The following is a 26195-nucleotide window of genomic DNA, read 5'->3' on the forward strand; positions in this document are numbered from 1 at the left end:
TTATGCGCGACGGCTAAGTATCACAGGCCGTCGAGCATCGCCTTGTTACGCACCGCACCCTTGTCGGCGCTGGTTGCCAGCAGGGCGTAGGCCTTGAGGGCGGTGGTCACTTTGCGTGGACGCTTCTCGACCGGTTTCCAGCCCTTCTTGTCCTGCTCGACCCGACGTGCCGCCAGTTCTTCGTCGCTGATCAACAGGTTGATCGAGCGGTTCGGGATGTCGATCAGCACCTTGTCACCGTCCTGCACCAGACCGATCGCGCCGCCGGCCGCAGCCTCTGGCGAAGCGTGGCCGATGGACAGACCGGAGGTACCGCCGGAGAAACGGCCATCGGTCAGCAAGGCGCAGGCTTTGCCCAGACCTTTGGATTTCAGGTACGACGTCGGGTAGAGCATTTCCTGCATGCCCGGGCCGCCTTTCGGGCCTTCGTAGCGAATGATGACGATGTCGCCTTCCTTCACTTCGTCGGCAAGGATGCCGCGTACGGCACTGTCCTGGCTTTCGAAGATCTTCGCGTTGCCTTCGAAGACGTGGATCGACTCGTCGACACCGGCGGTTTTCACCACGCAGCCGTCCAGGGCGATGTTGCCGTACAGCACGGCCAGGCCGCCTTCTTTCGAATAGGCGTGCTCAAAGCTGCGGATGCAACCGTTTTCACGGTCGTCGTCCAGGGTTTCCCAGCGGGTCGACTGGCTGAACGCGGTTTGCGTCGGAATGCCGGCCGGGCCTGCCTTGAAGAAATGGTGCACGGCTTCATCGTCGGTCTGGGTGATATCCCACTTGGCGATGGCTTCTTCCATGCTGCGGCTGTGCACGGTGGGCAGGTCGGTGTGCAGCAGACCGCCACGGGCCAGCGAACCGAGAATGCTGAAGATGCCGCCGGCGCGGTGCACGTCTTCCATGTGGTACTTCTGGATGTTCGGCGCGACCTTGCACAGTTGCGGCACCTTGCGCGACAGGCGATCGATGTCGCGCAGGTCGAAGTCGATCTCGGCTTCCTGTGCGGCGGCCAGCAAGTGCAGGATGGTGTTGGTCGAACCGCCCATGGCGATGTCGAGCATCATCGCGTTCTCGAACGCCTTGAAGTTGGCAATGTTGCGCGGCAGTACCGACTCGTCGTTCTCGCCATAATAGCGTTTGCACAGTTCGACGATGGTACGGCCGGCCTGCAGGAACAGCTGTTCGCGGTCGCTGTGGGTGGCCAGGGTCGAACCGTTGCCCGGCAATGCGAGGCCCAGGGCTTCGGTCAGGCAGTTCATCGAGTTGGCGGTGAACATGCCGGAGCACGAACCGCAGGTCGGGCAGGCGCTGCGCTCGTACTCGGCAACCTTCTCGTCAGAAGCGCTGGAGTCGGCGGCAATGACCATGGCGTCGACGAGGTCGAGACCGTGGCTGGCCAGTTTGGTCTTGCCGGCTTCCATCGGGCCGCCGGAAACGAAGATCACCGGGATGTTCAGGCGCAGGGCGGCCATCAGCATGCCCGGGGTGATCTTGTCGCAGTTGGAGATGCAGACGATGGCATCGGCACAGTGGGCATTGACCATGTATTCGACGGAGTCGGCGATGATCTCGCGGCTCGGCAACGAATACAGCATGCCGTCGTGGCCCATGGCGATGCCGTCGTCCACGGCAATGGTGTTGAATTCTTTCGCCACGCCACCGGCGCGTTCGATTTCACGGGCAACCAGCTGGCCCAGGTCCTTCAGGTGCACGTGGCCCGGTACGAACTGGGTGAAGGAGTTGGCAATGGCGATGATCGGCTTCTTGAAGTCGTCATCCTTCATCCCGGTGGCGCGCCACAGTGCGCGGGCGCCGGCCATGTTGCGGCCGTGGGTGGATGTTTTCGAGCGGTAATCTGGCATGGAGCACTCCGGGCGGCTAATCAGGTATCAAAAGGGAGTGAGCTTCTATTGACGTCTGGAACACTCAGAAATGGCCGTGTGTCCTGAAGTTGCCGATGACGTTGCGGGATCGCCGCTGGTCTCAGCCTGAGCTCATAAACCCGCCGGGGATGAATGGCGATGAATCTCGCGATTCTACACCGCTGGCGTCAGGAGGGAATGGCGCAAAACGTTGTTCCAGTGCTGACGCCGCGTGCGGAATGACGACCGGCAGGTTCAATCGCCACCCGGCTGTGCGATGGCGTCGGCTTGCAAGACTCTGGCGCGACGGCTGATCCGGTTGTTCAAGGCGAGCGCCACACCACTGAGCAAGACAAAGGCGTAACCCAGGGTGGATTGCAGATTGGCCGGGCTCAGGCTGATCAAAGCGCTGATCAACCCGCCGCAGATGAAGGTGATCGTGCTGCCGGCCGAGGCCGAGGTGCCGGCGTTGTCCGCAAACAGGCTCATGGCCCTGGAGGTGGCGGCCGGCCGGGCAATAGTGGTGCCGGCGGTGCAGATCAGCATCGGGATCAGCACTGTCGCTGGAGCCAGAGCAAAACTCGACGACAAGTACAACATGGTCACGCCGGCGAACAGGATCAGGCTCAGACCGACGACCATCTGTTGGCCGCTGCTGATGCGCCTGCTCAGCACGCTGGCGAGAATGCCTCCGGTGACGTAAGCCGCACCGTAGATCAGCAGGATCAAGGAGAACTCGTAGGCGGACAATTGCAGCCGGTCCATGAAGATCAGCGGCGATATCACGATGAATGAAAAGTGGCAGGCGAACGCAAATGCCGAAATCAGCCAGTAGCCGACGAAGTCGAAATTCCCCAGCACCCGTCGGTAAGCCGTGAGGAAGTTCGTGCGTGTGCCACGGGTGGTCGGTCGGCTGTTTTCCAGAAACAGCCAGGCCTTGAGCAGTACCACGGCCGATAATGCGATGAACACCCAGAAGCTGCCACGCCAGCCCAGGGTTGCCTGCAGGAAAGTACCGACAAGAGGCGATACCGAGATGAAAATCCCGCCGGCGGTGACCATCAGGATTCGCAGACGATCGCGTTCCTCGCCTTCGAACAGATCCTGGACCAGCGCCTGGGACAGCACGAAGCAACCGCAGCCCAGCGCCTGCACGACCCGGAACATCAGGAACAGCGAATAGTCAGTGGTCATTACACAGCCGAGGGCGCCGAGCATTGAAACGCTCATGCCGGCGAGCAGCAGGCCCTTGCGCCCGATTACATCCGACAGTGGTCCGATCAGCAACTGGGCGAAGGCGATGCCGACGGCGAACAGGCTGATTGACAGCGCGATGTCGGCCGGGGCGCTGCGAAAGTGCTCGGCCAGCGCCGGAAATGAAGGCAGCACGACATCCAGCGGAAAAACACCCAGCAATACCATCGCCAGCAACAGGCTGACGGCCCCGCGACGCTGTCGGGTCGTCACCCCGGATTTTCCTTTACCCATCGATCAATCCTGCCCTGGCGAAAAGTATCTGGTTGTAAGGTTCGGCGAAAAATCCGGCCTTCCTCAGTGCATTCAATGTGGCGATGCCGCCTGTCCGGGCACGTCGTCGGGAGGCTTGTGCTGTTGTCAGGCTGTCGAGTATTTCCAGCACGGCACCGTCGGCAATCCCGGTGGCGCACAGGCTTTGCCGCAGCCACTGTTCATCGGTTTCGAAGAAAATCCCGAAGATCTCGAGCAGGGTGGTGGCGGCGAAAGCTCGTTGCTGCGGTCCCAGATGCAGCCAGAGGTAATGGAACACTTCAGTGAAGTAGCGACTGTGGCGCGCCTCGTCGGTGAGGTGATCGCGCAGCATGTCGTTGACCCCGGACACCAGGCTGTCCCGGCAGACGTCGAGCAGTTCCCGGGCAATGATGGTTTCCGAGACGAAGCCGAGCAGAAACCATGTCAGCGGTCGCTGCTCCGGAAGGGTTTCGTCGATCAGCCTGATCATGCGAGTGATCCGCCTGGGCACCACCGGGCGCCCGGTGATGCCGTAGAACCTGGCGATCTGTTCCGCGACCTGATGGGAAAACAGGGCGTGGTAGCCCTCATCGGTGTAGAGCTGCAGCGCGGCGGTTTTCATGGGCGGCGGAACATCGACCGGCAGTTCGCCGTGGACGATGACTTCCACGGCGCGATTGACGATGCGGTGTTCGAGCAGGGTGGTGTAGTCGAGAAAGTGCACCAGATGATTGGCCGTGAGCCGGTGCACCACCAAGCGGCCTGCGGCTTCGATGGCCGGGTGGGCGAGGTAAGGCAGAAATGCCGGCGGGAACCAGTGACGGGTTTCCAGTTGTTGCGCTATATCAGCCGGCAAGCGGTAATCGTGGGTACTGGTTCGCACGGATGCGCGAGTGCTCCAGTCACCCAGCGAAAACTCGAAGAGCGGGGCCTGGGAGAGCAGGCTCATGCTGGCGTCTCACGCAGCAGGTCGCGCATTTCCTGGCACATCGCCTGACCGTCGCTTTCTCCGCAACCGACGAAGAACAGCGGTTGCTCGGTACCGTTCTGAAGTTGCAGCAATGTTTCAACCTGATCGTCGGCGAATGCGCCTGTCAGCCAGGTATTCATACCTAGCGCGGTGGCAACCAATTGAAACGTCTGTGAAAGATGCCCGGCTTCGACGAACGCCATTCGATAGGCGCGTGAGTGCGGGTATTTCCACCAGAGCCTGTCGAAACGGGCGGTGATGAACAGGCCCAGTGGCAGGTTGTTGATGAAGTGCTGGCCTCCCAGCAGATTGCCCGGCGCTGTGTCGGGCAAGGGGTTGACGAAACTCAGGGCGTGTTCGACCGGGTGATAGGCGTATACGCCGGGTGGTAGTCCGTCGACGTTCTGCACCAGCACAAAACCGGCGCAGGCATTGAGGCCGCCCCCGGAAGGGCTGCTGCGCCGCGCATCAAGCCCTTCGGCGATGCTGTCGTCACCGTCGGCTTCGCGTTCTCGCAGGTAACCGAGGGACAGGTATAGCAAGGTGCCGACGTCGCCCAGCGACACCGCGGCGCCGGTGAAGGATCGGCAGGTCTTTCGCCGGATCAGTGAACCCGACAGGCTGTCGTCAGTCGGTGCCATCGGCGGGGGCAGGGCGATGAGTGCGTTCGGGCCGGTGTCTGCAGGGACGTCCGCCGGAGGCGAAGTGGCGAGTACAGTGTTGCAGTGTTCGAGGTATTGCCTGGACCATTCCTGAATATTTCGGGGCGTGTGTTCGCAGGGAATATTCCGGGTACCGATATGGTAGATCCTGGACAGTTCATCCCAGCCCCAGACCGGCGCTGCGATTTTTGAAGAAGTCAGTATTCCTGCATTTAAAAGTTGCGTGTCTATTGTGTTGTCGCTGTCATATGAAGCCGGCTCGTGAATAAGTTGTGCCAGTCGAGAAGAGTATTCAAAATCAAGTTCGTGCTGAGTATGGTCTTTGTAGTTCCAGACTATCTGGCCGGGCGTTCGTGGCAGTATGAATAAATAAGGATTTATATGCATGTTGGGGCACGCTGCTCTGGATGAATGTTTTGCCAGAGGCGCTGGGTAGCCGGCATACCCAGCGCCAACCTTACTTAACGGGCTTTAGGTGCGACCAGAAAAGCCAGGTTTGCGAGGGTGCGGGATTCCAGAGTAATTGCTTTCATGATTGAACTCCTTGTTCATTGGTGTTTCGTGATTAGTTGGTGCCACCTTCGTGGTGACGACTTAATAATAGTTTGTAATGGATTAATCGCAAGCAAATATTAAGTAGGAATAATCCAGTAATTTTGTCGGAGTGATCTTTGGCTGGAAGTAAGTGTGTAAGTTAAATTCCAGTAAATAAAATATTTAAGGAAATATCCTGCACGTCGGCAAGACGATCAATGTAGGAAAGCAAAGAGCAAGACAAAAAGAAGGGGAGCCCGTGGGCTCCCCTTTCGATAGCGTCAATGCCGTGCGTCTGTCAGCTGTTGGGCAGCAGACGGCAGGTGATGCTCTTGATGTAGCGGGTTTCGGGAATGGCCGGGTGCACCGGATGATCCGGGCCTTGACCGCCGCGTTCCAGCAACTGGATGTTGCGATCCAGGTGACGGGCGCTGGTCAGCAGGATGTTCTGCAGATCGTCTTCCGGCAGGTGCATCGAGCACGAAGCGCTGACCAGGATGCCGTCCTTGTTGAGCAGGCGCATGGCTTGCTCGTTCAGGCGGCGGTAGGCGCCTTCACCATTTTTCATGTCCTTCTTGCGTTTGATGAACGCAGGCGGATCGGCCACGATCACGTCGAAGCGCTCTTCGCTGGCCTTGAGCTCCTTCAGGGCTTCGAAGACGTCGCCTTCGATGCAGGTCATCTTGTCGGCGAAACCGTTCAGCGCGGCATTGCGCTCCACACCGTCGAGGGCGAAGCCCGAAGCGTCGACGCAGAACACTTCGCTGGCGCCGAATGCGGCGGCTTGCACGCCCCAGCCACCGATGTAGCTGTACAGGTCCAGCACGCGTTTGCCCTTGGCGTAAGGGGCGAGGCGGGCGCGGTTCATGCGGTGATCGTAGAACCAGCCGGTTTTCTGACCTTGAACGACTGGTGCTTCGAATTTCACGCCGTTCTCTTCCAGCGCCACCCACTCCGGCACCACGCCGAAGACGGTTTCGGTGTAACGCTCGAGGCCTTCGGCATCGCGGGCGGCGGAGTCGTTCTTGAACAGGATGCCGCTTGGCTTGAGCACTTGGGTGAGCGCCGCGATCACGTCATCTTTATGGGCTTCCATGGTCGCCGAAGCGAGTTGCACCACGAGGATGTCGCCGAAACGGTCGACCACCAGACCCGGCAGCAGGTCGGAATCGCCGTAGACCAGACGATAGAACGGTTTGTCGAACAGGCGCTGACGCAGGGAAAGGGCCACGTTCAGGCGGTGCACCAGCAGCGACTTGTCCAGCGGCAGCTTGATGTCGCGCGACAGCAGGCGGGCGCAGATCAGGTTGTTCGGGCTCATGGCCACGATGCCCAGCGGCTTGCCGCCGGCGGCTTCGAGGATCGCCTGGTCGCCGGCCTTGAAGCCGTGCAACGGGGTGGCGGCTACGTCGATTTCGTTGCTGTAGACCCACAGATGGCCGGCGCGCAGGCGACGGTCGGCGTTGGCTTTGAGGCGCAAGCTAGGCAGGGACATGACGTCGCTCCGAAAAAAAGAGCGGGAGTATACCGTGTTGCGCCTTATGCCGGGTCTGGCGCGCGATGAAACGCGGCGGACCTCGTTACAAGCAGGCCCACCCCCGTGTCCACCCGCCTGTGCTCTATGCCGACAGCGCGTCAATCAGCGCTTTGCTGAATGCCGGAATATCGTCCGGTTGGCGGCTGCTGATCAGGTTGCCGTCTTTTACGACTTCCTGATCGACCCAGTTCACCCCCGCATTGACCAGATCGTCCTTGACGGTCTTGTAGCTGGTCATGGTCTTGCCATTGACCAGCCCGGCCGAAATCAGCAGCCAGCTACCGTGGCAGATCACCGCGATCGGTTTGCCGGCGGAGGCACCGGTCTTGACCAGATGTTGCGCGTCCTGGTCGATGCGGATGGTGTCAGAGTTCTGCACGCCGCCCGGGAGCACCACGGCGTCGTACTGATCGATGCTTGCGCCCTGGAAAGTCTGGTCGACCTTGAAGTCGTCCGCAGGTTTATCGTGGTTCCAGCCTTTGACGTTGCCGGTTTCGGCGGAGAGGATGTCAACCTGCGCTCCAGCCTGCTCGAGTGCCTGTTTGGGACCGGTCAGTTCAACTTGCTCGAAACCATCGGTTACCAGAAAAGCGACGCGCTTGCTGCCGAGAGAATTAGCCATCGTTAAGCTCCTGAGTCTGTTGGGATTACTGCCCGAGACAGATGGAGAACTGTTCCGGGCACTACAGATTCCGAAGGCTGGGGAAAAGTGAAAGTTCCTGCGAATTGCCCACTGGTGTGTCGTGCGTCGGTTTTTAGAGGTTAGAATCGCCGCCTGTCCCAGAGTGTGTACTTATGTCCCAAGAGCTGACCACCGAACAGATTCAACAGTCCCTGCAAGGCATCAGCGTGCCCGCGCAGCCGCAGATCATGGTGGATCTGCAAATGGAGCAATACATGCCCGACCCGGACCTGGAGACGATCGCCAAGCTGATCTCCCAGGATCCCGGTCTTTCCGGCTCGCTGCTGAAAATCGTCAACTCGCCGTATTACGGCCTGAGCAACAAGATCACCTCGATCAAGCGCGCGGTGAACCTGCTGGGCAGCCGTTCGATCATCAATCTGATCAACGCCATGTCGATCAAGGGCGAGATGAACGACGACACCATCGTCACCCTGAACCGTTTCTGGGACACCGCCCAGGACGTGGCCATGACCTGCCTGACCCTGGCCAAGCGCGTCGGCACCGAGGCGAGCGACGAGGCTTACGCCTTGGGTCTGTTCCACGACTGCGGCGTGCCGCTGATGCTTCAGCGTTTCCCGGATTACATGAAGACACTCGAACAGGCTTATGCCAACGCGGGTGCCGAACGCCGGGTCGTGGACACCGAGAACGATGTCTACAACACCAACCACTCGGTGGTCGGTTACTACACCGCCAAGTCCTGGCGCCTGCCGGAGCATGTCAGCGCGGCCATCGCCAATCACCACAACGCCATGGCGATCTTCAGCGACGAGACTTCGCGTAACAGCCAGATGAAAAACCTGCTGGCGATCCTGAAAATGGCCGAGCACATCTGCGCGTCTTACCGGGTGCTGGGCAACCAGAGCGAAGACTTCGAGTGGCAGGCCGTCGGGCCGCTGGTGCTTGAGTACATCGGCCTCTCGGATTACGACTTCGAAACGTTGAAGCAGACAATCCGCGAACTTGGCGCGCACTGATTAAGGAAGCTGATGATTCGAGGAATCCATGCCTGAACTGCCGGAAGTCGAAACCACCCGCCGCGGCATCGCCCCGCACCTGGAAGGCCAGCGCGTCAGCCGGGTGATCGTGCGTGACCGGCGGCTGCGCTGGCCGATTCCCGAAGACCTCGATGTGCGCCTGTCCGGGCAGCGCATCGTGCTGGTCGAGCGGCGCGCCAAGTACCTGCTGATCAATGCCGAAGTCGGCACACTGATCAGCCATCTGGGCATGTCGGGCAATTTGCGATTGGTGGAGGTCGGAATGCCGGCAGCCAAGCATGAGCATGTGGATATCGAACTGGAATCCGGCCTGGCCCTGCGCTACACCGATCCGCGACGGTTCGGGGCGATGCTCTGGAGCAACGATCCACTCAATCACGAATTGCTGATTCGCCTGGGGCCGGAGCCGTTGACCGATCTGTTCGATGGCGAACGGTTGTTTCAGCTGTCACGCGGACGGTCGATGGCGGTCAAGCCGTTCATCATGGACAACGCGGTGGTGGTGGGGGTCGGCAATATTTACGCGACAGAAGCACTGTTCGCCGCCGGCATCGATCCGCGCCGTGAAGCCAAGGGTATTTCCCGGGCGCGTTATCTGAAGCTGGCGATCGAGATCAAACGCATCCTCGCCGCCGCCATCGAACGTGGCGGTACCACGTTGCGCGACTTTATTGGTGGTGACGGGCAGCCGGGGTATTTCCAGCAGGAGCTGTTTGTCTACGGTCGCGGTGGCGAACACTGCAAGGTCTGCGGCACAGGCCTGCGGGAAGTGAAGCTGGGCCAGCGGGCCAGTGTCTTCTGTCCGCGCTGCCAGACCTGACGAAAAGCTGAAAAAGTCCTACGGTCTATAGTGAGTTGTCTCACTGTTCAGCCCGAAGGATCGTGCCATGAAGTCCTCGCAAGCCCTGCTCCTCGCACTGCTGCTGTGCTCCAGCCTGACCGTTCAGGCCACGGAGGGCGGCAGCGGTGATCCGCGATATGCCATCCAGAATCCACCGGCCTACGCCATGATCGGCGATCTGCTGATTGCCCGCCCCTTGCTGGTGGCGGCCACGGTGATCGGTGCGGGGGTGTTTGTGGTGTCGTTGCCGTTTACCGCGCTGGGTGGCGGTGTCGGCGATGCGGGGGAGGCGCTGGTGGTGGCGCCGGCGAAAGCGGCTTTCGTGCGTTGCCTGGGCTGTACCGGGGAAGGATTCGAGCAGCGTGAATGACGTGATCGCAGCCTGACGCTGCGATCACGGTCAGAGACTCAAGCCTTGCCGGTAATCTTGCGGTATTTCTCCATCAACTGTTCTTCAGTCTCCGGATGGGCTTCGTCCAGTGGAATGCAATCCACCGGGCAGACCTGCTGGCACTGCGGCTCGTCGTAGTGGCCGACGCACTGGGTGCACAGGTTCGGGTCGATCACGTAGATCTCTTCGCCTTGGGAAATGGCGGCGTTCGGGCACTCAGGTTCGCAGACGTCGCAGTTGATGCAATCGTCGGTGATGATCAGGGACATGCTAACTCCAGCCGGGGCGGCGGGCCCGGGCGCAATAAATCAATGCGCGCAATTGTGCCGCATTGGCGCCCGTAGTGCACGCGGGCGCCGTTTGAACGGTCGTTACTTCTTGAAGCGCAGGGTCAGGGCATCAGCCACTGCCGGGTGGACAAACTTGCTGATATCGCCGCCCAGGGCTGCAATTTCCCGCACCAGGGTCGAGGAAATGAACGAATAACGCTCGGACGGGGTGAGAAACAGGCTCTCCACATCCGGTGCCAGCTGGCGGTTCATGTTGGCCAGCTGGAATTCGTATTCGAAGTCCGACACCGCGCGCAAACCACGCAGGAACACATTGGCGTTCTGCTCTTTGGCAAAATGCGCCAGCAGCGTCGAGAAGCCGACCACTTCTACGTTGGGCAGGTGTTTGGTGACCTCGCGGGCCAGCTCGACCCGTTGTTCCAGCGGGAACAGCGGATTCTTCTTGGGGCTGGCGGCGACGGCGATGATCACATGGTCGAACAGGCGCGAGGCGCGTTCGACCAGATCGCCATGGCCCTTGGTAATAGGGTCGAAGGTACCTGGGTACAACACTCGGTTCATCGCGTCGTCCTGGCGGGAATCCGTTGGGGAGTCGGATGGTATCGCAGCCGTCCCGGTCGGCCAAGTCGCCTTTTGGGTAAGAAAGCACTATGGACGGTACGAATCTTCGGCTTTTTCACGGGTTTTTCAGCCGTTCGCCGAGGGACGTCGCCAGTTGCGCCGTCAGACCATACACCGACAACTGCGGGTTGGCGCCGATGCTGGTGGGGAACAGCGAGCCGTCGTGAATCGACAGATTGCTCAGTTGATGATGGCGGCCGAGACTGTCGGTGACGGCGGTTTTCGGGTCTTCGCCCATCGCACAACCGCCCATGACGTGGGCGCTGCCCAGGCGGGTGCGGTACAGCTCGAGGCTCAAACCGTCGATCATCTTGCGCGCCTCGGCCAGGCTATTCACATAACGTGCATCCGCGTGCATCGGCATCACCGCTTTGGCGCCACCGGCGAACTGGATCTCGGCCATGACAAGGAAGGCCCGGCGCAAACCGTCCCAGGCGTAAGGCGACACCTGATAATCGAGGACCGGCGAGCCGTCGCCACGCAATTCGACGCTGCCACCCTGACTGTCCTGGTGAAACCCGTCACGCAGCAGAGCCAGCATGGCATGAGTGTGGGGCAGGTCGACCATGTGCTGTGCGTTTTCCTGACCGAAGCCGCCGAGCAGGGTGGCGGCCAGCGCCGGGTGCAACGGCGGCACTTCGAGTTTGAAGGCCATCGGCCCGGTGGTGCCGTCCTTCCACTGGAAATGGTCGGAGTAGATCGACTGCGGCGCTCCGTAAAACGGGTTGATGACCTCGTCGAAGCGCCCGGCGGACATGTTCACCGGGTGCAGGAACGTGCGCTTGCCGAGGCGTTGATGCGGATCCGGCGCATCCGAGCGCAGCAGCAGGGCGGGACTGTTGATGCCGCCGCCGGCCAGCACGTAATGGCGAGCCTTGACCGTGATCTTGCGCCCGGTCGGCTCGACGCAGCGTTCGTCCATTGCCACGCATTGCAGGCCGGTGACCTTGTCGCCGTTGATCAGCAGTTTTTCGGCGCGAGCCAGATAGAGCAGTTCGCCGCCCTTTTCCAGGGTCGCCGGGATGGTCGTGACCATCATCGATTGCTTGGCGTTGGTCGGGCAGCCCATGCCGCAGTAGCCGAGGTTCCAGCAGCCGCGCACATTGCGCGGGATCACGTGCCAGCTGTAGCCGAGTTGTTCGCAGCCTTTGCGGATTACGTCGTTGTTGGCGTTGGGTGGGACCATCCAAGGGGCGACGCCGAGGCGCTGCTCCATTTTTTCGAACCAAGGCACCATGTCGGCGGGGCTGTGGCCTTTGACGTTGTGTTCTTTGGCCCAGTGTTCGAGGGTCGGCTCGGGGGTGCGAAAACTCGAGGTCCAGTTGATCAGGGTGGTGCCGCCGACCGCACGGCCCTGAAGGATAGTGATTGCGCCGTCCTTGCTCATGCGGCCGATGCCTTCCTGATAAAGGCTGCTGTAGGCCTTGTCTTCCAGCATCTTGAAGTCGCTGCTGGTCTTGAGCGGGCCTTCTTCGATCAGCAGCACTTTATAACCGGCGGCGCTGAGGATTTCCGCCGTGGTGCCGCCGCCGGCACCGCTGCCGATGATGGCCACGTCGGCTTCCAGAGTCAGGTCGTCGGTCAGTTGTGCGCCGTTGTAGGTTTTCCAGCCACGGGCAAGGCCTTCGCGAAACGAGTCGGGTACGGGCATCAATCAGGCTCTCTTATTATTGTTCGGGGGAGGCGCGAGTCTTAAACCGTGGGTGGGCCGGGATAACCGCAGTGCGCCCAGGATTCGGCGCGGGTGTACCAGGCCATCATCACCATTTGCTGCAGGGAGCTGTGGCCCATGCGCAGCAGGCTCAACGAGCTGTTTTCCCAGCGCTCGAGAAAGTGCCGGATCGCCTCGGGGCTGGCGTTTTCCCAACTGCCCCAGATTCCGGTCAGCGGTCCCCGGGTCACGGCCATGCCCAGCACGTCGAACAGCTGTCGGGTCAGCTTGAGCATTTCCGGCGACAGGTGATCGAGGCTGTAATCCAGTGATTTCAGGGTTCCGTCGACAGCGGCGGGCATTTTTTCCGCAGCCACGGCGCCATCGAGCATTACCGGAATCAGCGCGCGCAAAAACAGCAGGTCGCCGCTGCGCAACGTGGCGAATCCGTTGGCCGGTACGCTCGACGAACAGCCGCTGAGGCTAGCGCCGAGGCCGGCGGTGGCGAGGAAAGCCGTGGCGCCGAGGCTGAATTTCAGCAGGCCGCGGCGCGACAGGGCAGGTGTTTCGGTCAGGCTTGGGTGCATTGTTGTTATTACCCGGCGGTGACGTTAGCGAATGAACAGTTTCTGGATCAGTTTCTGAATGGATTTGCCATACGGCGGGTAAATCAGCTTCGCCGCGTTGAAGCGCTGTTTAACCAGCACACCCTTGGCTTTGCTGAAGGTCAGAAAGCCTTCGTGTCCGTGGTAATGGCCCATCCCCGACGGCCCGATACCGCCGAACGGCATGTCGTCCTGTGCCACATGCAGCAGCGTGTCGTTGAGGCAGACGCCACCGGAGTGGGTTTCGTGGAGCACGCGGTTCTGTTCGCGTTTGTTGTAGCCGAAGTAGTAAAGGGCCAGAGGACGTGGCCGCTGATTGATGTAAGCAAATGCCTGATCCAGGTTCCGGTACGGCACGATCGGCAGCAGCGGGCCGAAGATTTCGTCCTGCATCACCGTCATCTCGTCGCTGACGTTCAGTAGCAGGCTGTGAGGCATGCGTCGGCCCTGGCCCTGATCGAACAGCGGAATCAGCAACGCGCCCTTACTGGTGGCGTCGCTGAGGTAGCTGTTCAGTCGCGCCAATTGGCGTTCATTGATGATGGCGGTGTAGTCCGGGTTGTCTGCGAGTGTCGGATAAAACCCGCGCACAGCCTGGCGATAGGCTTCGACAAAGCCGCCGACCCGTTCTTCCGGCACCAGCACGTAGTCCGGCGCCACACAGGTCTGGCCGGCGTTGAGGGTCTTGCCGAAGGCAATGCGTTCGGCCGCGTCCTTGAGCGGTACATCTTGGGAGACGATGGCCGGGGATTTGCCGCCCAGCTCCAGGGTCACCGGCGTGAGGTTTTCCGCCGCCGCGCGCATCACGTGCTTGCCGATGCTGGTAGCGCCGGTGAACAGCAGGTGATCGAAACGCAGTTTCGAGAACGCCACGCCGACGTCGGCCTCGCCGAGCACCACGCAGACCAGATCTTCGGGGAAGATTCGCGCCAGCAATTCCTTGAGCAGCAGGCCGGTGGCCGGGGTCGATTCGCTGAGCTTGAGCATCACCCGGTTGCCCGCCGCGAGGGCACCGGTCAACGGGCCCATGGCCAGGAACAACGGGTAATTCCACGGCACGATGACGCCCACGACGCCCAGCGGCTGATACACGACTTTCGCCGATGCCGGCTGGAAGGCGACGCCGACTTTGCGCCGCGAAGGTTTCATCCACTGGCTGATGTGCCGGCTGGCGTAGTGAATGCCGTGCAGGCTCGGCATCAGTTCGGCGAGCAGGGTTTCATCGGCGCTGCGGTGGCTGAAGTCGGAGCTGATGGCGTCGATCAGCGCCTGCCGTTCGCTGCTCAGCAAATCGCGCAGGGCCTTGAGCCATTGCTGACGCTGGGCCGCCGGCGGCATCGGGTTGGCGGCGTAGGCGGCACGCTGCGCATCGAACAGCCGATTGAGCTCTTCCAGCGGCTGTTGCAGCGTTTGCAGGTAGGCAATATCGGCAGTCATTGTCAGCTCCGGATATGTTGTTGTGAGGAACTTTTTAGAGTCTATGCTCTAGAAAGTCAAATGACTTCCTTGGGCATCATGGTTTTATCCCATTCCGGTTAGGTCGTAAGATGCCCCCCAACGCACTCTGAATTAAAGCTCAAGCCATGGCCCCACGGATCAAAACCAGCGAGCGCATCGTGCAGAACAGCCTCGAGCTGTTCAATCAGCAGGGCGAGCGCAGCATCAGCACCAATCACATCGCCGCCCACATGGAGATTTCTCCGGGCAATCTGTACTACCACTTCCCCAACAAGCAGGCGATCATCGCTGTGCTGTTCAGTGAGTACGAAAGCCTTGTGGACAGCTTCCTGCGCCCGCCTCAGGGGCGTGCGGCGACGGTCGAAGACAAGCGTTTCTATCTCAAGGAACTGCTGTCGGCGATGTGGCGCTACCGTTTTCTGCACCGCGATCTCGAGCACTTGCTCGACAGCGACCCGGACCTGGCCGGGCGTTACCGGCGCTTTTCCCAGCGCTGCGTGATTCAGGGGGCAGCTATCTATGAAGGCTTCGTCGCCGCCGGGATTCTGAAGATGGACCGGGTGCAGATCGAATCCCTGACCCTCAACGCGTGGATCATCCTCACTTCCTGGGTGCGCTTTCTGTGCACCACCCGGGAAAACTCCAATCATCTCAGCGAGCAGGCCATTAAACGTGGCGTGTATCAGGTGCTGGTGCTGGAGGCCGGGTTTGTCACCGAGCAGGCCCGCGATGAGGTCAATGCACTGTTCGAAGAATTCTACGTACCGTTGGCCCAGGCCCTCGAAGAAAGGTCCTGACCCATCCGCTCACAGGAGTCGTTCGCTATGCCGATTGCGCAACTGATCAGCCCGACCACGCTGGATGCCCGCAAGGAGCAACCGGGGCTGGTGATTCTCGATTGCCGTTTTGCCCTCGAAGACCCGGATTACGGCCAGCGCAGCTATGCCGAAGGGCACATTGCCGGGGCGAGTTTCGCCGATCTTGAACGTGACCTGAGCGGGCCGGTGACCAAGGGCGTGACCGGACGGCATCCGCTGCCGGAGCCAGCGGCGTTGATCGAGCGTCTGCAAGCTTTCGGTATCAACAACGACAGCGACGTGGTTCTGTATGACGACGGCCCCGGTGCCTACGCGGCGCGTGCCTGGTGGTTGCTGGCATGGCTGGGCAAGCGTGACGGCGTGTTCATTCTCGATGGCGGACTCAAGGCCTGGCACGCGGCCGGTCTGCCGCTGAGCCTGGATGCGCCTTCGGTGGCGCGCGGGACGTTCAGCGGGCAGCCGGACAAGCATCTGCTGCTCAGCGCCGAGCAATTGCAGCAGCGCCTCGGTCAGCCGGCCCTGACCCTGCTTGATGCTCGTGCATTGCCGCGCTTCAAGGGCGAAGTGGAGCCGATCGATCCGATTGCCGGGCACATTCCCGGCGCGCAATGCGCGGCGTTCACCGACAATCTGGGTAGCGACGGGCGCTTCCTGCCGGCCGATCAGCTCAAGCAGCGCTTCGCCGCGAAACTCGGCGAGCGTTCGCCGAACGATCTGGTGGCGTATTGCGGTTCCGGGGTGACGGCGTGTCACAACCTGTTTGCCCTGTGCCTGGCGGGTTATCCGTTGGGTACGCTGTATGCCGGATCGTGGAGCGAGTGGATCAACGAGCCGTCGCGCGGTATCGCCACGGGCGAGTAAGCGCGTTCAGCGGTCCAGCCGCGCACTGCGATAGGCCGCTGGCCCCACGCCATAAACCTGTTTGAACTGCCGGCTCAGATGACTCTGGTCGGCAAAGCCCAGTTGCGTGGCAACTTCCACCGGCAGGCAGCCGCTCTGCAACAAACCCCGGGCACAGGCAATCCGCTGTTGCATCAGCCAGGTGTGCGGCGGCATGCCGGTGGCGCGGCGGAACACCCGGGCGAAGTGGAAAGGCGAGAGGTTCACCGCCGCCGCCAGTTCTTCCAGTGAGGGTGGTGCCGCCAGTTGCGCGTGCAGTAACTCCTTGGCCATCACCACCGCACGATGTTCCTTGCCGGGTTTGCCGTTGATCTGCACCGCCGCGTGACGTTGCAACAGCAGCATCATCATTTCGCGCCACACCGTTTGCTGTTGCAGTGCGGTGGCGGGGCTTTCCAGCAAACGGTGCAACTGGCTGAAGCCATTGACCAGATCCGGATCGCGGTACAGCGTCGCGCCAAAAGCCGGCATCGGCGCAGTCGGCAGTTCCAGTTCTTCGAGCAGCGAGACAATCTTGCCGGTATCCGGATAAAACGCCCGGTACAGCCAGCCGTCCTCGGTGCCTTTGTGGCCGGTGTGCAATTCGTCCGGGTTGATCAGCACCAGCGTGCCGCTGCCGGCCAGGTGCTCGGCACCGCGATAACGATAGCGCTGGGCGCCGGCCATGATCATGCCGATCACGTAGCCGTCGTGGACATGCGGGGCGAAGCGATGCTCGATGTAGCGCGCCGAGAGCAGCTCGACGCCGGCCAGTGGCGCGGTTTGCCAGAAACGGATCGACTCGCCCTGTTCGCTCATGACGTCACTCGCGCCCCGCGTCGGCCAGCCATTGGGGAATGCGCCGTTCCAGGTAATAACCCGGTTGGCGGAACGAACCGTCGACGAAACCGACATGCCCGCCCCGGGCCTGCAGTTCAAATGCGGTCGAACTCGACAGCTCACTGGCTGAAGGCAGGCTGTGGGGGAACACGAACGGGTCGTCCGCCGCTTGAATGATCAGGGTCGGTGTACGGATTTCCCCAAGAAAATAGCGGCTCGACGCACGGCGATAGTAATCCTCGGCATCGGCAAAGCCATTGAGTGGCGCAGTCACCCGGCCGTCGAAGTCCCAGAAGGTGCGCATGTTTTCCAGCGAACCGAGGGCTGCCAGTGCGGCGAGACCATCTTCGCGCCCGTCATGCTGGAACTGGCGCTGCTTGTTCTTGATGTAGGCGACCATCTCGCGCATGAAGTGCGCCTGATAGACCTTCGAGAAACCCTGGCCGATACGGTCGGCGCATTGATCCAGTCGAAACGGCACCGACACCGCCACTGCGCCGAGCACGCCGCTGGCGCTGCCGGTTTCCCCCAGATGCTTGAGCAGCACGTTGCCGCCGAGGGAATAACCGACCGCATATAACGGCGCCAATGGCCGCTTGGCCTTCAGATGGCGGATGGTTTCGGCGAGGTCTTCGCTGGCGCCGGAATGGTAGCTGCGCGGCAACAGATTCGGTTCGCCCGAGCAGCCGCGCCAGTTCAGCGCAACGCTGGCCCAGCCTTGGGCGGCGAGCGCTGCCTGGATTCCGGCGACGTAAGGCGAGTTGGAAGAGCCAGTCAGCCCGTGCAGCACCAACACCAGTGGCGCTTCGGCGCTGTGTGGGCCGTGCCAGTCGAGATCAAGGAAATCACCGTCCTCCAGCCATAGCCGCTCGCGCTGGCGATCAAGGTGCACGGTCTTGCGCCACAGCGGCCCCCACAAGGTTTGCAGGTGCGGATTGCCGAGGCCGAAGGCGGGGATGAACGGTTTTGACGAAGGGGACACGATCGCTCTCGATGCAGCGCAGCGAGCCTCGGCTGAGGCTCGCCGCTTTTTCAGGCCGGCGGTTAGCCGGCGATCACTGCCATACGTTGCCACAACGCGTAGTACACCCGCCCGGATTTCTGCTCGCGGTGCAGGCGCCAGTTGCCTGGCAGGCCGAGGGTCGATGGCGCGGTTTCACTTTCAGTGTAGATCCACGAATCATCGGCCAGCCATTGGCGCTCTTCCAGCAGCGTGCACACCGCGGGCAGCAGGTTCTGGTTGAACGGCGGGTCGAGGAACACCAGATCGAACGCGGTCGCGCTCTGGGTTTCCAGATAGCGCAAGGCATCAGCGGTCTGCACCTGGCCGTTGGTGCAGCGCAGCGTGCCGAGGTGTTCTTTCAGGCTGGAGACGGCGACGTGGCTGGCATCCAGCGCCTGCCCCATGGACGCGCCACGGGACAGCGCTTCCAGAAACAGCGCGCCGCTGCCGGCGAACGGATCGAGCACCTTGGCCCCGGCAACGTACGGCGCGAGCCAGTTGAACAGGGTTTCGCGCACCCGGTCCGGCGTCGGGCGCAGGCCCGGCGCATCCGGGAAGCTCAGTTTGCGGCTGCGCCATTCGCCGCCGATGATGCGCAACTGATTCACACCGTTGTGCAGTTTTTGTACAGGTTTCTTTGGACTGGCCATTAATGCTCCGGAACCCCGAGCGGTTGCTCGGCAGGCTTATCAGATGGGGCCGGTAACGGCTTTTGCGGCACGGTCGGGCCAGCGCTGACGATGACCATTTTGTCCGTGCTCAGGTGTTTGTTCAGGGCGTCGCGGACCTGCTCGACGGTCAGGCTCTGGGACTGACGCATGAAGTCGTCCAGATAGCTCAGCGGCAGGTTGTAGAAACCCATGGCGCCGAGCTGGCCGACGATATCGGCGTTGCTCGCAGTGGACAGCGGGAAGCTGCCAGCCAGTTCACGCTTGGCGTCGTCGAGTTCTTTCTGGGTCGGGCCGGTCTTCAGGTAATCGGCGAGCACGTCCTGCACCAGTTTCAGGGTGCCTTCGCTCATTTCCGCGCGGGTCTGCAGATTGATTATGAACGGGCCACGAGCCTGCATCGGGCTGAACGCCGAATACACACCGTAGGCCAAGCCACGTTTCTCACGGACCTCGCTCATCAAGCGGGTGCCAAAACCACCGCCGCCGAGGATCTGGTTGCCCATCGACAGTGCGGCGTAGTCCGGGTCGTCACGGTCGATGCCCAGTTGCGCGAGCATCAGGCTGGTCTGCTTGGACGGGAATTCGATGTGGCCGACGCTGGCCTTCGGCTCCTGCGGCTGGGCGATCTTCGCCAGCGCCGGGCCTTTCGGCAGGGCAGCGGAGACCTGATTGGCAATCGCCTCGGCTTCGCTGCGGGACAGGTCGCCGACCAGCGCAATCACCACGTTGCCGGCGGCATAGGCCTTGGCATGGAACTCACGCAGTTGCGCCAAGGTTATTTTCGGCACGCTTTGCGCGCTGCCATCGCTGGAGTGTGCATACGGGTGATCGCCGTACAGGCGCTTCATCAACTCCAGGCTGGCGAGCTTGCCGGGGTTCTGTTTCTGGTACTCGAAACCGGCGAGCATCTGGTTCTTGATGCGTGCGAAGGAGTCGGCGGGGAAGGTCGGCTTGCCGATCACTTCCGAGAACAGTTTCAGTGCCGGCTCGCGTTTGTCGGCGGCACTCAGGCTGCGCAACGAAACGATGGCCATGTCCTTGTAGGCGCCGTTGCCGAAATCCGCACCGAGGCCTTCAAAGCCCTGGGCGATGGCGCCGACATCCTTGCCCGCCACGCCTTCATTGAGCATGGCGTTAGTCAGCAGGGCCAGCCCCGGTGCGTTGCCGTCCTGGCTGCTGCCGGCGGAGAAGATCAGGCGCATGTCGAACATCGGCAGTTCGCGAGCCTCGACGAACAGCACCTTGGCGCCTTCGGCGGTGTTCCAGGTCTGTACGTCGAGTTTGCGGCTGGCCGGGGCCTTGCCGTCGAGTTCGGCCAGCGATTGCAGCTTCTGGCTGGACTTGGCGTTATCCAGCGCTTCGCTGGCCTTGCTGTTGTCGCTCGGCGCCAGATACAGCGCGGCGGAGCCAATGACGGCCACGGCGATCAGGCCGAGCAGCAGGCGTGGGGTTTTGCGCTCACTCATGAGTCGTCTCCAGTGGCAGGACGTGGGCGACGCTGAGACGTTCGCGGGTGAAATACAGCTTGGCGGCGTTCTGGATGTCTTGCGGGGTGACGCTTTCCAGATCGGCCAGTTCGGTGTCCATCAGCTTCCACGACAGACCGACGGTCTCCAGCTGGCCGATGGCGGTGGCCTGGCTGGTAATCGAATCGCGTTCGAAAACCAGGCCGGCGATGACTTGCGCACGCACGCGCTCCAGCTCTTCAGCGGACGGTGCGGTGGTTTTCAGCTGTTCCAGCAGTTTCCACAGGCCGGCTTCAGCTTGGGCCATGGTCTTTTTCTTCTGGGTGTTCGGCGTGGCCGACAGGGTGAACAGACTGTCGCCACGGGTGTAGGCGTCGTAGCTCGACGAACCGCCGGACACCAGTTCTTCGCCGCGCTCCAGCTGGGTCGGGATGCGACCGCTGTAGCCGCCGTCCAGCAGCGCCGAGATCAGGCGCAGGGCGTTGATCGAGCGTTTGTCTTCGGCGGTGGCCAGGCTCGGCACGTTGAAACCGAGCATCAGGCTGGGCAGTTGGGTCTGCACGTGCAGGGTGATCTGGCGTTCGCCGGGCTCGGCCAGTTCCAGCGGTTGCTTCGCCGGCGGCACATCGCGTTTCGGGATCGGCCCGAAGTAGCGCTGGGCGAGGGTTTTCACTTCGTCCGGGGTCACGTCGCCGACCACCACCAGCGTGGCGTTGTTTGGCACATACCAGGATTGGTACCAGTGGCGCAGTTCTTCGACCTTCATCCGGTCGAGGTCGGCCATCCAGCCGATGGTCGGTGTGTGATAACCGCTGGCCGGGTAGGCCATGGCCTTGTAGCGCTCATAGGCCTTGGACATCGGCTTGTCGTCGGTGCGCAGGCGGCGCTCCTCCTTGATGACTTCGATTTCCTTGGCGAACTCGTTGGCCGGCAGGCGCAGATTGGCCATGCGGTCGGCTTCCAGCTCGAAGGCTACACCCAGGCGATCGCGGGCCAGCACCTGGTAGTAAGCGGTGAAGTCATCGCTGGTGAAAGCGTTCTCTTCAGCGCCGAGGTCGCGCAGGATCAGCGAGGCTTCGCCTGGGCCGACTTTCTCGCTGCCCTTGAACATCATGTGCTCGAGGGCGTGGGACAGACCGGTCTGGCCAGGGGTTTCGTAGCTGGAACCGACCTTGTACCAGACTTGCGACACCACCACCGGCGCGCGATGGTCTTCGCGCACGACGACCTTCAGGCCATTGTCGAGGGTGAATTCGTGGGTCGGTTGCGGGTCGGCCGCCAGGGCCGAAAGGGGCAGGCAGACCGTGCTGAGCAGCAGGCCTGCGGCGCGGCGGGCTAGAGCATTCATTCGTTTTTAAACCTGTTCGGCTGCCCGCTTGGTCTTAGCCTAGGCGGGCGAGGAGGTGCTAGGATACTGATCCGTTTTACCGGCGACCACGCCTATCCGGTTTTGAAACTTGATCAGGTTGTATGGGTTTGCGGCAGAAGGCCTGGGTTTATCAGCTAAACTTCGCTTTTTCGCCGATTTTGCCGGCTAGTCCTTCATTAAAACGATTCCTTTGAGGTGCTGTTGGCGCCTCGACAAAATGTTGCGCGTGAACAAGCTGGGTGAAACACAGTCTGTTCTGCATCGAATATTTATTTGCCGGGGCGCCCCTGTGGCGCGTCGCTACCGTGAGATAGCCGTCCTCCATGTTTGGTTCCAACGACGACAAGAAGACCCCAGCTGCGGCTGGCGAGAAGAAAAGCCTGTTCGGATGGCTGCGCAAAAAGCCGCAGGAACCCGTCGTCGAACAGCCGACTGCCATTCCTGAGCCAGCCCCGGCACCAGCACCTGTCATAGAAGAAGTGCCGGCTCCGGTTGTGCTGCCGATTGCCGAACCGGTGTTGCAACCGGTGGCCGAAGTAGAGCCTGAAGCGCCGGCTGCCGCTGAACTGCCGCTGACCCCGGCTGCCCAGCCATGGCTGACCTTGCCCGTGGCGGAAGAGCCTGTGGCGCTGGTCGAAGAGGCTGCGCCGCACATTACGCCGCCGATCCCGGCACCGGTTGCATTCACTCCTGAGCCTGTTCAGCCGCCGGTGATCGAACCTGCTCCTGTCATTCCCGAGCCTGTGGTCGCTGCGCCGGTTGCACCGATTGTTGCTGCTCCCGAGCCTGCACCTGCACCTGCACCTGCACCTGCACCTGCACCTGCACCGGTTGTCGCTGCGCCTGTCGCGGTCGCCGAAACTCCGGTCGAGGCGCCTCGCACCGAAGAAACCAAGGCCGGCTTCTTTGCCCGTCTCAAGCAAGGCCTGTCCAAGACCAGCGCCAGCATCGGCGAGGGCATGGCCAGCCTGTTCCTCGGCAAGAAGGCTATCGATGACGATCTCCTCGACGACCTCGAAACCCGCCTGTTGACCGCCGATGTCGGCGTCGAAGCGACTTCGGTGATCATCCAGCGCCTGACCCAGAAGGTCGCACGTAAAGAGCTGGCCGATTCCGACGCCCTGTACAAATCCCTGCAGGCCGAGCTGGCCGCGATGCTCAAGCCGGTCGAGCAGCCGCTGAAAATCGTTTCGCAGAACAAGCCGTTCGTGATCCTCGTGGTCGGCGTCAATGGTGCCGGCAAGACCACCACCATCGGCAAACTGGCGAAGAAGCTGCAACTGGAAGGCAAGAAAGTCATGCTCGCCGCCGGCGACACCTTCCGCGCCGCGGCGGTCGAGCAGTTGCAGGTCTGGGGCGAGCGCAACAAGATTCCGGTGATAGCCCAGCACACCGGCGCGGACTCGGCTTCGGTGATCTTCGACGCCGTGCAGGCCGCCAAGGCCCGTGGCATCGATGTGCTGATCGCCGACACCGCCGGTCGCCTGCACACCAAAGACAACCTGATGGAAGAACTGAAGAAGGTTCGCCGGGTGATCGGCAAGCTCGACGCCGATGCGCCGCACGAAGTGCTGCTGGTGCTCGACGCCGGTACTGGCCAGAACGCCATCAACCAGGCCAAGCAATTCAACCAGACCGTCGAACTGACCGGCCTGGCGCTGACCAAGCTCGACGGCACCGCCAAAGGTGGGGTGATTTTCGCCCTGGCCAAGCAATTCGGCCTGCCGATCCGCTACATCGGCGTCGGTGAGGGCATCGACGATCTGCGTACCTTTGAAGCCGAACCCTTTGTCCAGGCACTGTTTGCCGAGCGGGAGCGTTCATGATTCGTTTCGAACAGGTCGGTAAGCGCTACCCGAACGGTCACGTCGGCTTGCATGAGCTGAGCTTTCGAGTCCGTCGCGGCGAGTTCCTGTTTGTCACCGGCCACTCTGGTGCCGGTAAATCCACCCTGTTGCGCCTGCTGCTGGCGATGGAGCGTCCGACCAGCGGCAAACTGCTGCTGGCCGGGCAAGACCTGAGCACCATCAGCAATGCGCAGATCCCGTTCCTGCGTCGGCAGATCGGCGTGGTGTTCCAGAATCACCAGTTGCTGTTCGATCGCACGGTGTTCAACAACGTCGCGCTGCCGTTGCAGATCCTCGGGCTGTCCAAGGCGGAAATCGCCAAACGCGTCGATTCGGCGCTGGAGCGCGTGGCGCTGTCGGACAAGACCGATCTGTACCCCGGCGACCTTTCCACCGGTCAGCAACAGCGCGTCGGCATTGCCCGCGCCATCGTGCACCGCCCGGCCCTGCTGCTGGCGGACGAACCGACCGGTAACCTCGACCCGCGTCTGGCGGCCGAGATCATGGGCGTGTTCGAAGACATCAACCGTCTGGGCACCAGCGTGCTGATCGCCAGTCACGACCTGGCCCTGATTGCGCGCATGCGCCATCGCATGCTGACCCTGCAACGCGGCCGATTGATCGGCGACGGGGAGGCCGGCGTATGAGTGCAACACGTAGTCCGAAGGTTTCCGAGCGCGTGGCCCCGAAGGCCGCCGATCCGCAGCCGCCGAAGAAGAAAAAGCACGACGAGGATGATGGTCCGGACTTCGCCACGCTGTTTCACGCCTGGATCGAAAGCCACCGTGCCAGCCTGCTGGACAGCCTGCGCCGTCTTGGCAAGCAGCCGATCGGCAGCTTTTTCACCTGCATGGTGATGGCGGTGGCGCTGAGCCTGCCGATGGGGCTGTCGCTGTTGCTGAATAACGTCGAGCGACTGGGCGGTTCCTGGCAGCGTGCGGCACAGATTTCGCTGTACCTGGAGCTCGAGGCCAGTCCGGCTCAAGGCGAGAAGCTGCGGGATCAGATCAAGGGCATGCCCGGTGTAGCTGATGCTGAATATGTCGGTCGCGACCAGGCGCTGGAAGAGTTCCAGCAGCAGTCCGGACTGGGCGAAGCCCTGCGCGAGCTGCCGGAAAACCCGTTGCCGGGCGTGGTGCTGGTCACGCCGAACGAGGTCGACAAGTCGACCCTGGAAGCATTAAGACAAAAACTTTCCGAGCTGCCCAAGGTACAACAGGCGCAACTTGATCTAGTCTGGGTCGAGCGTCTGGCCGCCATCCTCAAGCTCGGCGACCGCTTTGTCTTCGGTCTGACGGTGTTGCTGGTTTCCGCATTACTTTTGGTGATAGGCAATACCATTCGTCTTCATATTGAAAACCGCCGCACAGAGATAGAAGTGATTAAACTCGTCGGCGGCACCGACAGCTATGTGCGTCGCCCCTTCCTTTATATGGGCGCGCTGTATGGCTTCGGTGCGGGGCTGCTGTCCTGGGGAGTGCTGGCGTTCGGCCTGAACTGGCTGAACGACGCGGTGGTTGGGCTGGCCGGCCTTTATGGCAGTGATTTCGCACTGGCCGGAGTGCCAGTTGCCGACGGTCTGTCGCTCTTGCTTGGTGCGGTGCTGTTGGGTTATATCGGTGCATGGATTGCAGTCGCACGTCATCTCAGGGAGCTGGCGCCGAAGTAGAATCTTTTTTGCGCGTGATTGACCTTGCGGTTTTTTAGGGAACTTGTACCTGAGTTTCCGGTCAATTTTTCGCAGTGCCGAAAGGCGCGAGTATGTAAGTCGGAGGTTTTTTCGTATGACCAATTCTTTGCAACCTGCGTATGCATTGGTTCCGGGCGCAAACCTGGAAGCCTATGTGCACACCGTCAACAGCATTCCATTGCTGACGCCGGAGCAGGAGCGTGAACTGGCCGAGAGTCTCTACTATGAGCAGGATCTTGGGGCGGCTCGGCAGATGGTGCTCGCCCACCTGCGATTTGTCGTACACATTGCCCGTAGCTATTCCGGCTACGGTCTGGCTCAGGCTGACCTGATCCAGGAAGGTAACGTCGGCCTGATGAAGGCCGTGAAGCGTTTCAACCCGGAAATGGGCGTGCGTCTGGTGTCCTTCGCGGTGCACTGGATCAAGGCCGAGATTCACGAGTTCATCCTGCGCAACTGGCGGATCGTTAAAGTCGCGACCACCAAAGCCCAGCGCAAGCTGTTCTTCAACCTGCGCAGCCAGAAGAAACGACTGGCCTGGCTGAACAACGAGGAAGTCCACCGTGTGGCGGAAAGCCTCGGCGTCGAGCCCCGTGAAGTGCGTGAGATGGAAAGTCGCCTGACCGGCCATGACATGGCCTTCGACCCGGCTGCCGAAGCTGACGACGACAGCGCTTTCCAGTCGCCGGCCAACTACCTGGAAGACCACCGATACGACCCGGCGCGTCAGCTGGAAGATGCCGACTGGAGCGACAACTCCAATCACAACCTGCACGAAGCACTGGAAGTGCTGGACGAGCGCAGCCGCGACATCCTCTACCAGCGCTGGCTGGCAGAAGAGAAAGCCACGCTGCATGACCTGGCGCAGAAGTACAACGTGTCGGCCGAGCGGATCCGTCAGCTTGAGAAGAGCGCGATGAACAAGCTGAAGTTGTCGATTGCCGCGTAACCGGTAGTCCGGCAATAAAAAACGCCCCGATCAGCGATGATCGGGGCGTTTTTGTGTGCACTTCAGAAAC

At 61.5% G+C, this 26195-nt stretch carries 25 protein-coding genes; 9 read left to right on the plus strand and 16 right to left on the minus strand.

Translation table 11 applies throughout. From position 1 onward, the window contains the following. Nucleotides 1-20 precede the first annotated feature (20 nt). The 6 genes from ilvD to CAF87_RS11675 all read right to left on the minus strand — a co-directional run bounded on the left by ilvD (nucleotide 21) and on the right by CAF87_RS11675 (nucleotide 7675). Nucleotides 21-1862, minus strand: coding sequence for a dihydroxy-acid dehydratase (gene ilvD / locus CAF87_RS11650; protein WP_064380052.1), 1842 nt, complete (start codon nucleotides 1860-1862; stop codon nucleotides 21-23). Nucleotides 1863-2117: 255 nt separating this feature from the next. Continuing rightward, nucleotides 2118-3350 (minus strand): MFS transporter, encoded by a 1233-nt coding sequence (locus tag CAF87_RS11655; protein ID WP_085731541.1) that lies wholly within the window; start codon nucleotides 3348-3350, stop codon nucleotides 2118-2120. Further along, entirely contained in the window at nucleotides 3343-4299 is a 957-nt protein-coding gene (locus tag CAF87_RS11660; RefSeq protein WP_085731542.1) for a diiron oxygenase, read from the minus strand. The genes CAF87_RS11655 and CAF87_RS11660 overlap by 8 nt, the downstream gene beginning before the upstream one ends. Beyond that, on the minus strand, nucleotides 4296-5369 hold the full coding sequence (locus CAF87_RS11665) for a SagB family peptide dehydrogenase (protein ID WP_085731543.1): 1074 nt from the start codon (nucleotides 5367-5369) through the stop codon (nucleotides 4296-4298). The genes CAF87_RS11660 and CAF87_RS11665 overlap by 4 nt, the downstream gene beginning before the upstream one ends. Nucleotides 5370-5814: 445 nt before the next feature. Further along, entirely contained in the window at nucleotides 5815-7011 is a 1197-nt protein-coding gene (locus tag CAF87_RS11670; protein WP_085731544.1) for a class I SAM-dependent rRNA methyltransferase, read from the minus strand. 124 nt (nucleotides 7012-7135) lie between these two features. Beyond that, on the minus strand, nucleotides 7136-7675 hold the full coding sequence (locus CAF87_RS11675; protein ID WP_085731545.1) for a type 1 glutamine amidotransferase domain-containing protein: 540 nt from the start codon (nucleotides 7673-7675) through the stop codon (nucleotides 7136-7138). Between the two features lie 227 nt (nucleotides 7676-7902). Here CAF87_RS11675 and CAF87_RS11680 point away from each other — a divergent pair, with 227 nt between their 5' ends. The 3 genes from CAF87_RS11680 to CAF87_RS11690 all read left to right on the plus strand — a co-directional run bounded on the left by CAF87_RS11680 (nucleotide 7903) and on the right by CAF87_RS11690 (nucleotide 9947). Further along, nucleotides 7903-8715, plus strand: a complete 813-nt coding sequence (locus tag CAF87_RS11680) for an HDOD domain-containing protein (protein ID WP_170929590.1) — start codon at nucleotides 7903-7905, stop codon at nucleotides 8713-8715. A 28-nt stretch (nucleotides 8716-8743) separates the two neighbouring features. After that, a complete protein-coding gene (mutM, locus tag CAF87_RS11685) occupies nucleotides 8744-9556 on the plus strand; it encodes a bifunctional DNA-formamidopyrimidine glycosylase/DNA-(apurinic or apyrimidinic site) lyase (RefSeq protein ID WP_085731547.1) in 813 nt (270 codons plus the stop codon). 67 nt (nucleotides 9557-9623) lie between these two features. Then, nucleotides 9624-9947, plus strand: a complete 324-nt coding sequence (locus CAF87_RS11690) for a multidrug transporter (protein ID WP_085731548.1) — start codon at nucleotides 9624-9626, stop codon at nucleotides 9945-9947. Nucleotides 9948-9985: 38 nt separating this feature from the next. Here CAF87_RS11690 and CAF87_RS11695 read toward each other — a convergent pair whose 3' ends face one another. The 5 genes from CAF87_RS11695 to CAF87_RS11715 form a co-directional block, all read right to left on the minus strand. Further along, nucleotides 9986-10237: a YfhL family 4Fe-4S dicluster ferredoxin gene (locus CAF87_RS11695; RefSeq protein WP_003195146.1), complete on the minus strand. Its 252-nt coding sequence runs from the start codon at nucleotides 10235-10237 to the stop codon at nucleotides 9986-9988. A 102-nt stretch (nucleotides 10238-10339) separates the two neighbouring features. Next, nucleotides 10340-10819, minus strand: a complete 480-nt coding sequence (coaD, locus tag CAF87_RS11700) for a pantetheine-phosphate adenylyltransferase (RefSeq protein WP_003229157.1) — start codon at nucleotides 10817-10819, stop codon at nucleotides 10340-10342. 115 nt (nucleotides 10820-10934) lie between these two features. Further along, on the minus strand, nucleotides 10935-12530 hold the full coding sequence (locus tag CAF87_RS11705; protein ID WP_085731549.1) for a GMC family oxidoreductase: 1596 nt from the start codon (nucleotides 12528-12530) through the stop codon (nucleotides 10935-10937). Between the two features lie 41 nt (nucleotides 12531-12571). Next, nucleotides 12572-13117 carry a twin-arginine translocation pathway signal protein gene (locus CAF87_RS11710; RefSeq protein WP_085731550.1) on the minus strand — a complete coding sequence of 182 codons (546 nt, stop codon included), beginning with the start codon at nucleotides 13115-13117 and terminating at the stop codon, nucleotides 12572-12574. A 24-nt stretch (nucleotides 13118-13141) separates the two neighbouring features. Continuing rightward, nucleotides 13142-14572, minus strand: a complete 1431-nt coding sequence (locus CAF87_RS11715) for a coniferyl aldehyde dehydrogenase (protein WP_085731551.1) — start codon at nucleotides 14570-14572, stop codon at nucleotides 13142-13144. 146 nt (nucleotides 14573-14718) lie between these two features. On the opposite strand from CAF87_RS11715, the gene CAF87_RS11720 reads away from it, so the two are divergent. Both CAF87_RS11720 and CAF87_RS11725 read left to right on the plus strand, forming a co-directional pair. Beyond that, nucleotides 14719-15390: a TetR/AcrR family transcriptional regulator gene (locus CAF87_RS11720; protein WP_085709051.1), complete on the plus strand. Its 672-nt coding sequence runs from the start codon at nucleotides 14719-14721 to the stop codon at nucleotides 15388-15390. 27 nt (nucleotides 15391-15417) lie between these two features. After that, entirely contained in the window at nucleotides 15418-16272 is an 855-nt protein-coding gene (locus CAF87_RS11725) for a sulfurtransferase (protein ID WP_085731552.1), read from the plus strand. Nucleotides 16273-16278: 6 nt separating this feature from the next. Here CAF87_RS11725 and CAF87_RS11730 read toward each other — a convergent pair whose 3' ends face one another. The 5 genes from CAF87_RS11730 to CAF87_RS11750 all read right to left on the minus strand — a co-directional run bounded on the left by CAF87_RS11730 (nucleotide 16279) and on the right by CAF87_RS11750 (nucleotide 21618). Next, nucleotides 16279-17109 carry an AraC family transcriptional regulator gene (locus tag CAF87_RS11730; RefSeq protein WP_085731553.1) on the minus strand — a complete coding sequence of 277 codons (831 nt, stop codon included), beginning with the start codon at nucleotides 17107-17109 and terminating at the stop codon, nucleotides 16279-16281. A 4-nt stretch (nucleotides 17110-17113) separates the two neighbouring features. Then, nucleotides 17114-18112 carry a hydrolase gene (locus tag CAF87_RS11735; protein ID WP_085731554.1) on the minus strand — a complete coding sequence of 333 codons (999 nt, stop codon included), beginning with the start codon at nucleotides 18110-18112 and terminating at the stop codon, nucleotides 17114-17116. Nucleotides 18113-18174: 62 nt separating this feature from the next. Next, nucleotides 18175-18783 carry a 16S rRNA (guanine(966)-N(2))-methyltransferase RsmD gene (rsmD, locus tag CAF87_RS11740; RefSeq protein ID WP_085731555.1) on the minus strand — a complete coding sequence of 203 codons (609 nt, stop codon included), beginning with the start codon at nucleotides 18781-18783 and terminating at the stop codon, nucleotides 18175-18177. Further along, nucleotides 18783-20270 (minus strand): pitrilysin family protein, encoded by a 1488-nt coding sequence (locus tag CAF87_RS11745; protein WP_085731556.1) that lies wholly within the window; start codon nucleotides 20268-20270, stop codon nucleotides 18783-18785. The genes rsmD and CAF87_RS11745 overlap by 1 nt, the downstream gene beginning before the upstream one ends. Continuing rightward, a complete protein-coding gene (locus CAF87_RS11750; RefSeq protein ID WP_085731557.1) occupies nucleotides 20263-21618 on the minus strand; it encodes a pitrilysin family protein in 1356 nt (451 codons plus the stop codon). The genes CAF87_RS11745 and CAF87_RS11750 overlap by 8 nt, the downstream gene beginning before the upstream one ends. Before the next feature lie 344 nt (nucleotides 21619-21962). Between CAF87_RS11750 and ftsY the strand changes: the two genes are divergently transcribed. The 4 genes from ftsY (at nucleotide 21963) to rpoH (ending at nucleotide 26125) form a co-directional block, all read left to right on the plus strand. Beyond that, the gene (ftsY, locus tag CAF87_RS11760) at nucleotides 21963-23465 is read left to right on the plus strand and encodes a signal recognition particle-docking protein FtsY (protein WP_085731558.1); all 1503 of its coding nucleotides are present in this window, start codon (nucleotides 21963-21965) and stop codon (nucleotides 23463-23465) included. Then, nucleotides 23462-24133, plus strand: coding sequence for a cell division ATP-binding protein FtsE (ftsE, locus tag CAF87_RS11765; protein WP_003229148.1), 672 nt, complete (start codon nucleotides 23462-23464; stop codon nucleotides 24131-24133). The genes ftsY and ftsE overlap by 4 nt, the downstream gene beginning before the upstream one ends. After that, complete coding sequence (gene ftsX, locus CAF87_RS11770) at nucleotides 24130-25155, plus strand: permease-like cell division protein FtsX (protein ID WP_085731559.1); 1026 nt, start codon at nucleotides 24130-24132, stop codon at nucleotides 25153-25155. The genes ftsE and ftsX overlap by 4 nt, the downstream gene beginning before the upstream one ends. A gap of 115 nt (nucleotides 25156-25270) precedes the next feature. Next, nucleotides 25271-26125, plus strand: a complete 855-nt coding sequence (gene rpoH, locus CAF87_RS11775) for an RNA polymerase sigma factor RpoH (RefSeq protein ID WP_003229146.1) — start codon at nucleotides 25271-25273, stop codon at nucleotides 26123-26125. The last annotated feature ends 70 nt before the right edge of the window (nucleotides 26126-26195 follow it).

Source organism: Pseudomonas sp. R38(2017) (assembly GCF_002112395.1).
Taxonomy (GTDB): domain Bacteria; phylum Pseudomonadota; class Gammaproteobacteria; order Pseudomonadales; family Pseudomonadaceae; genus Aquipseudomonas.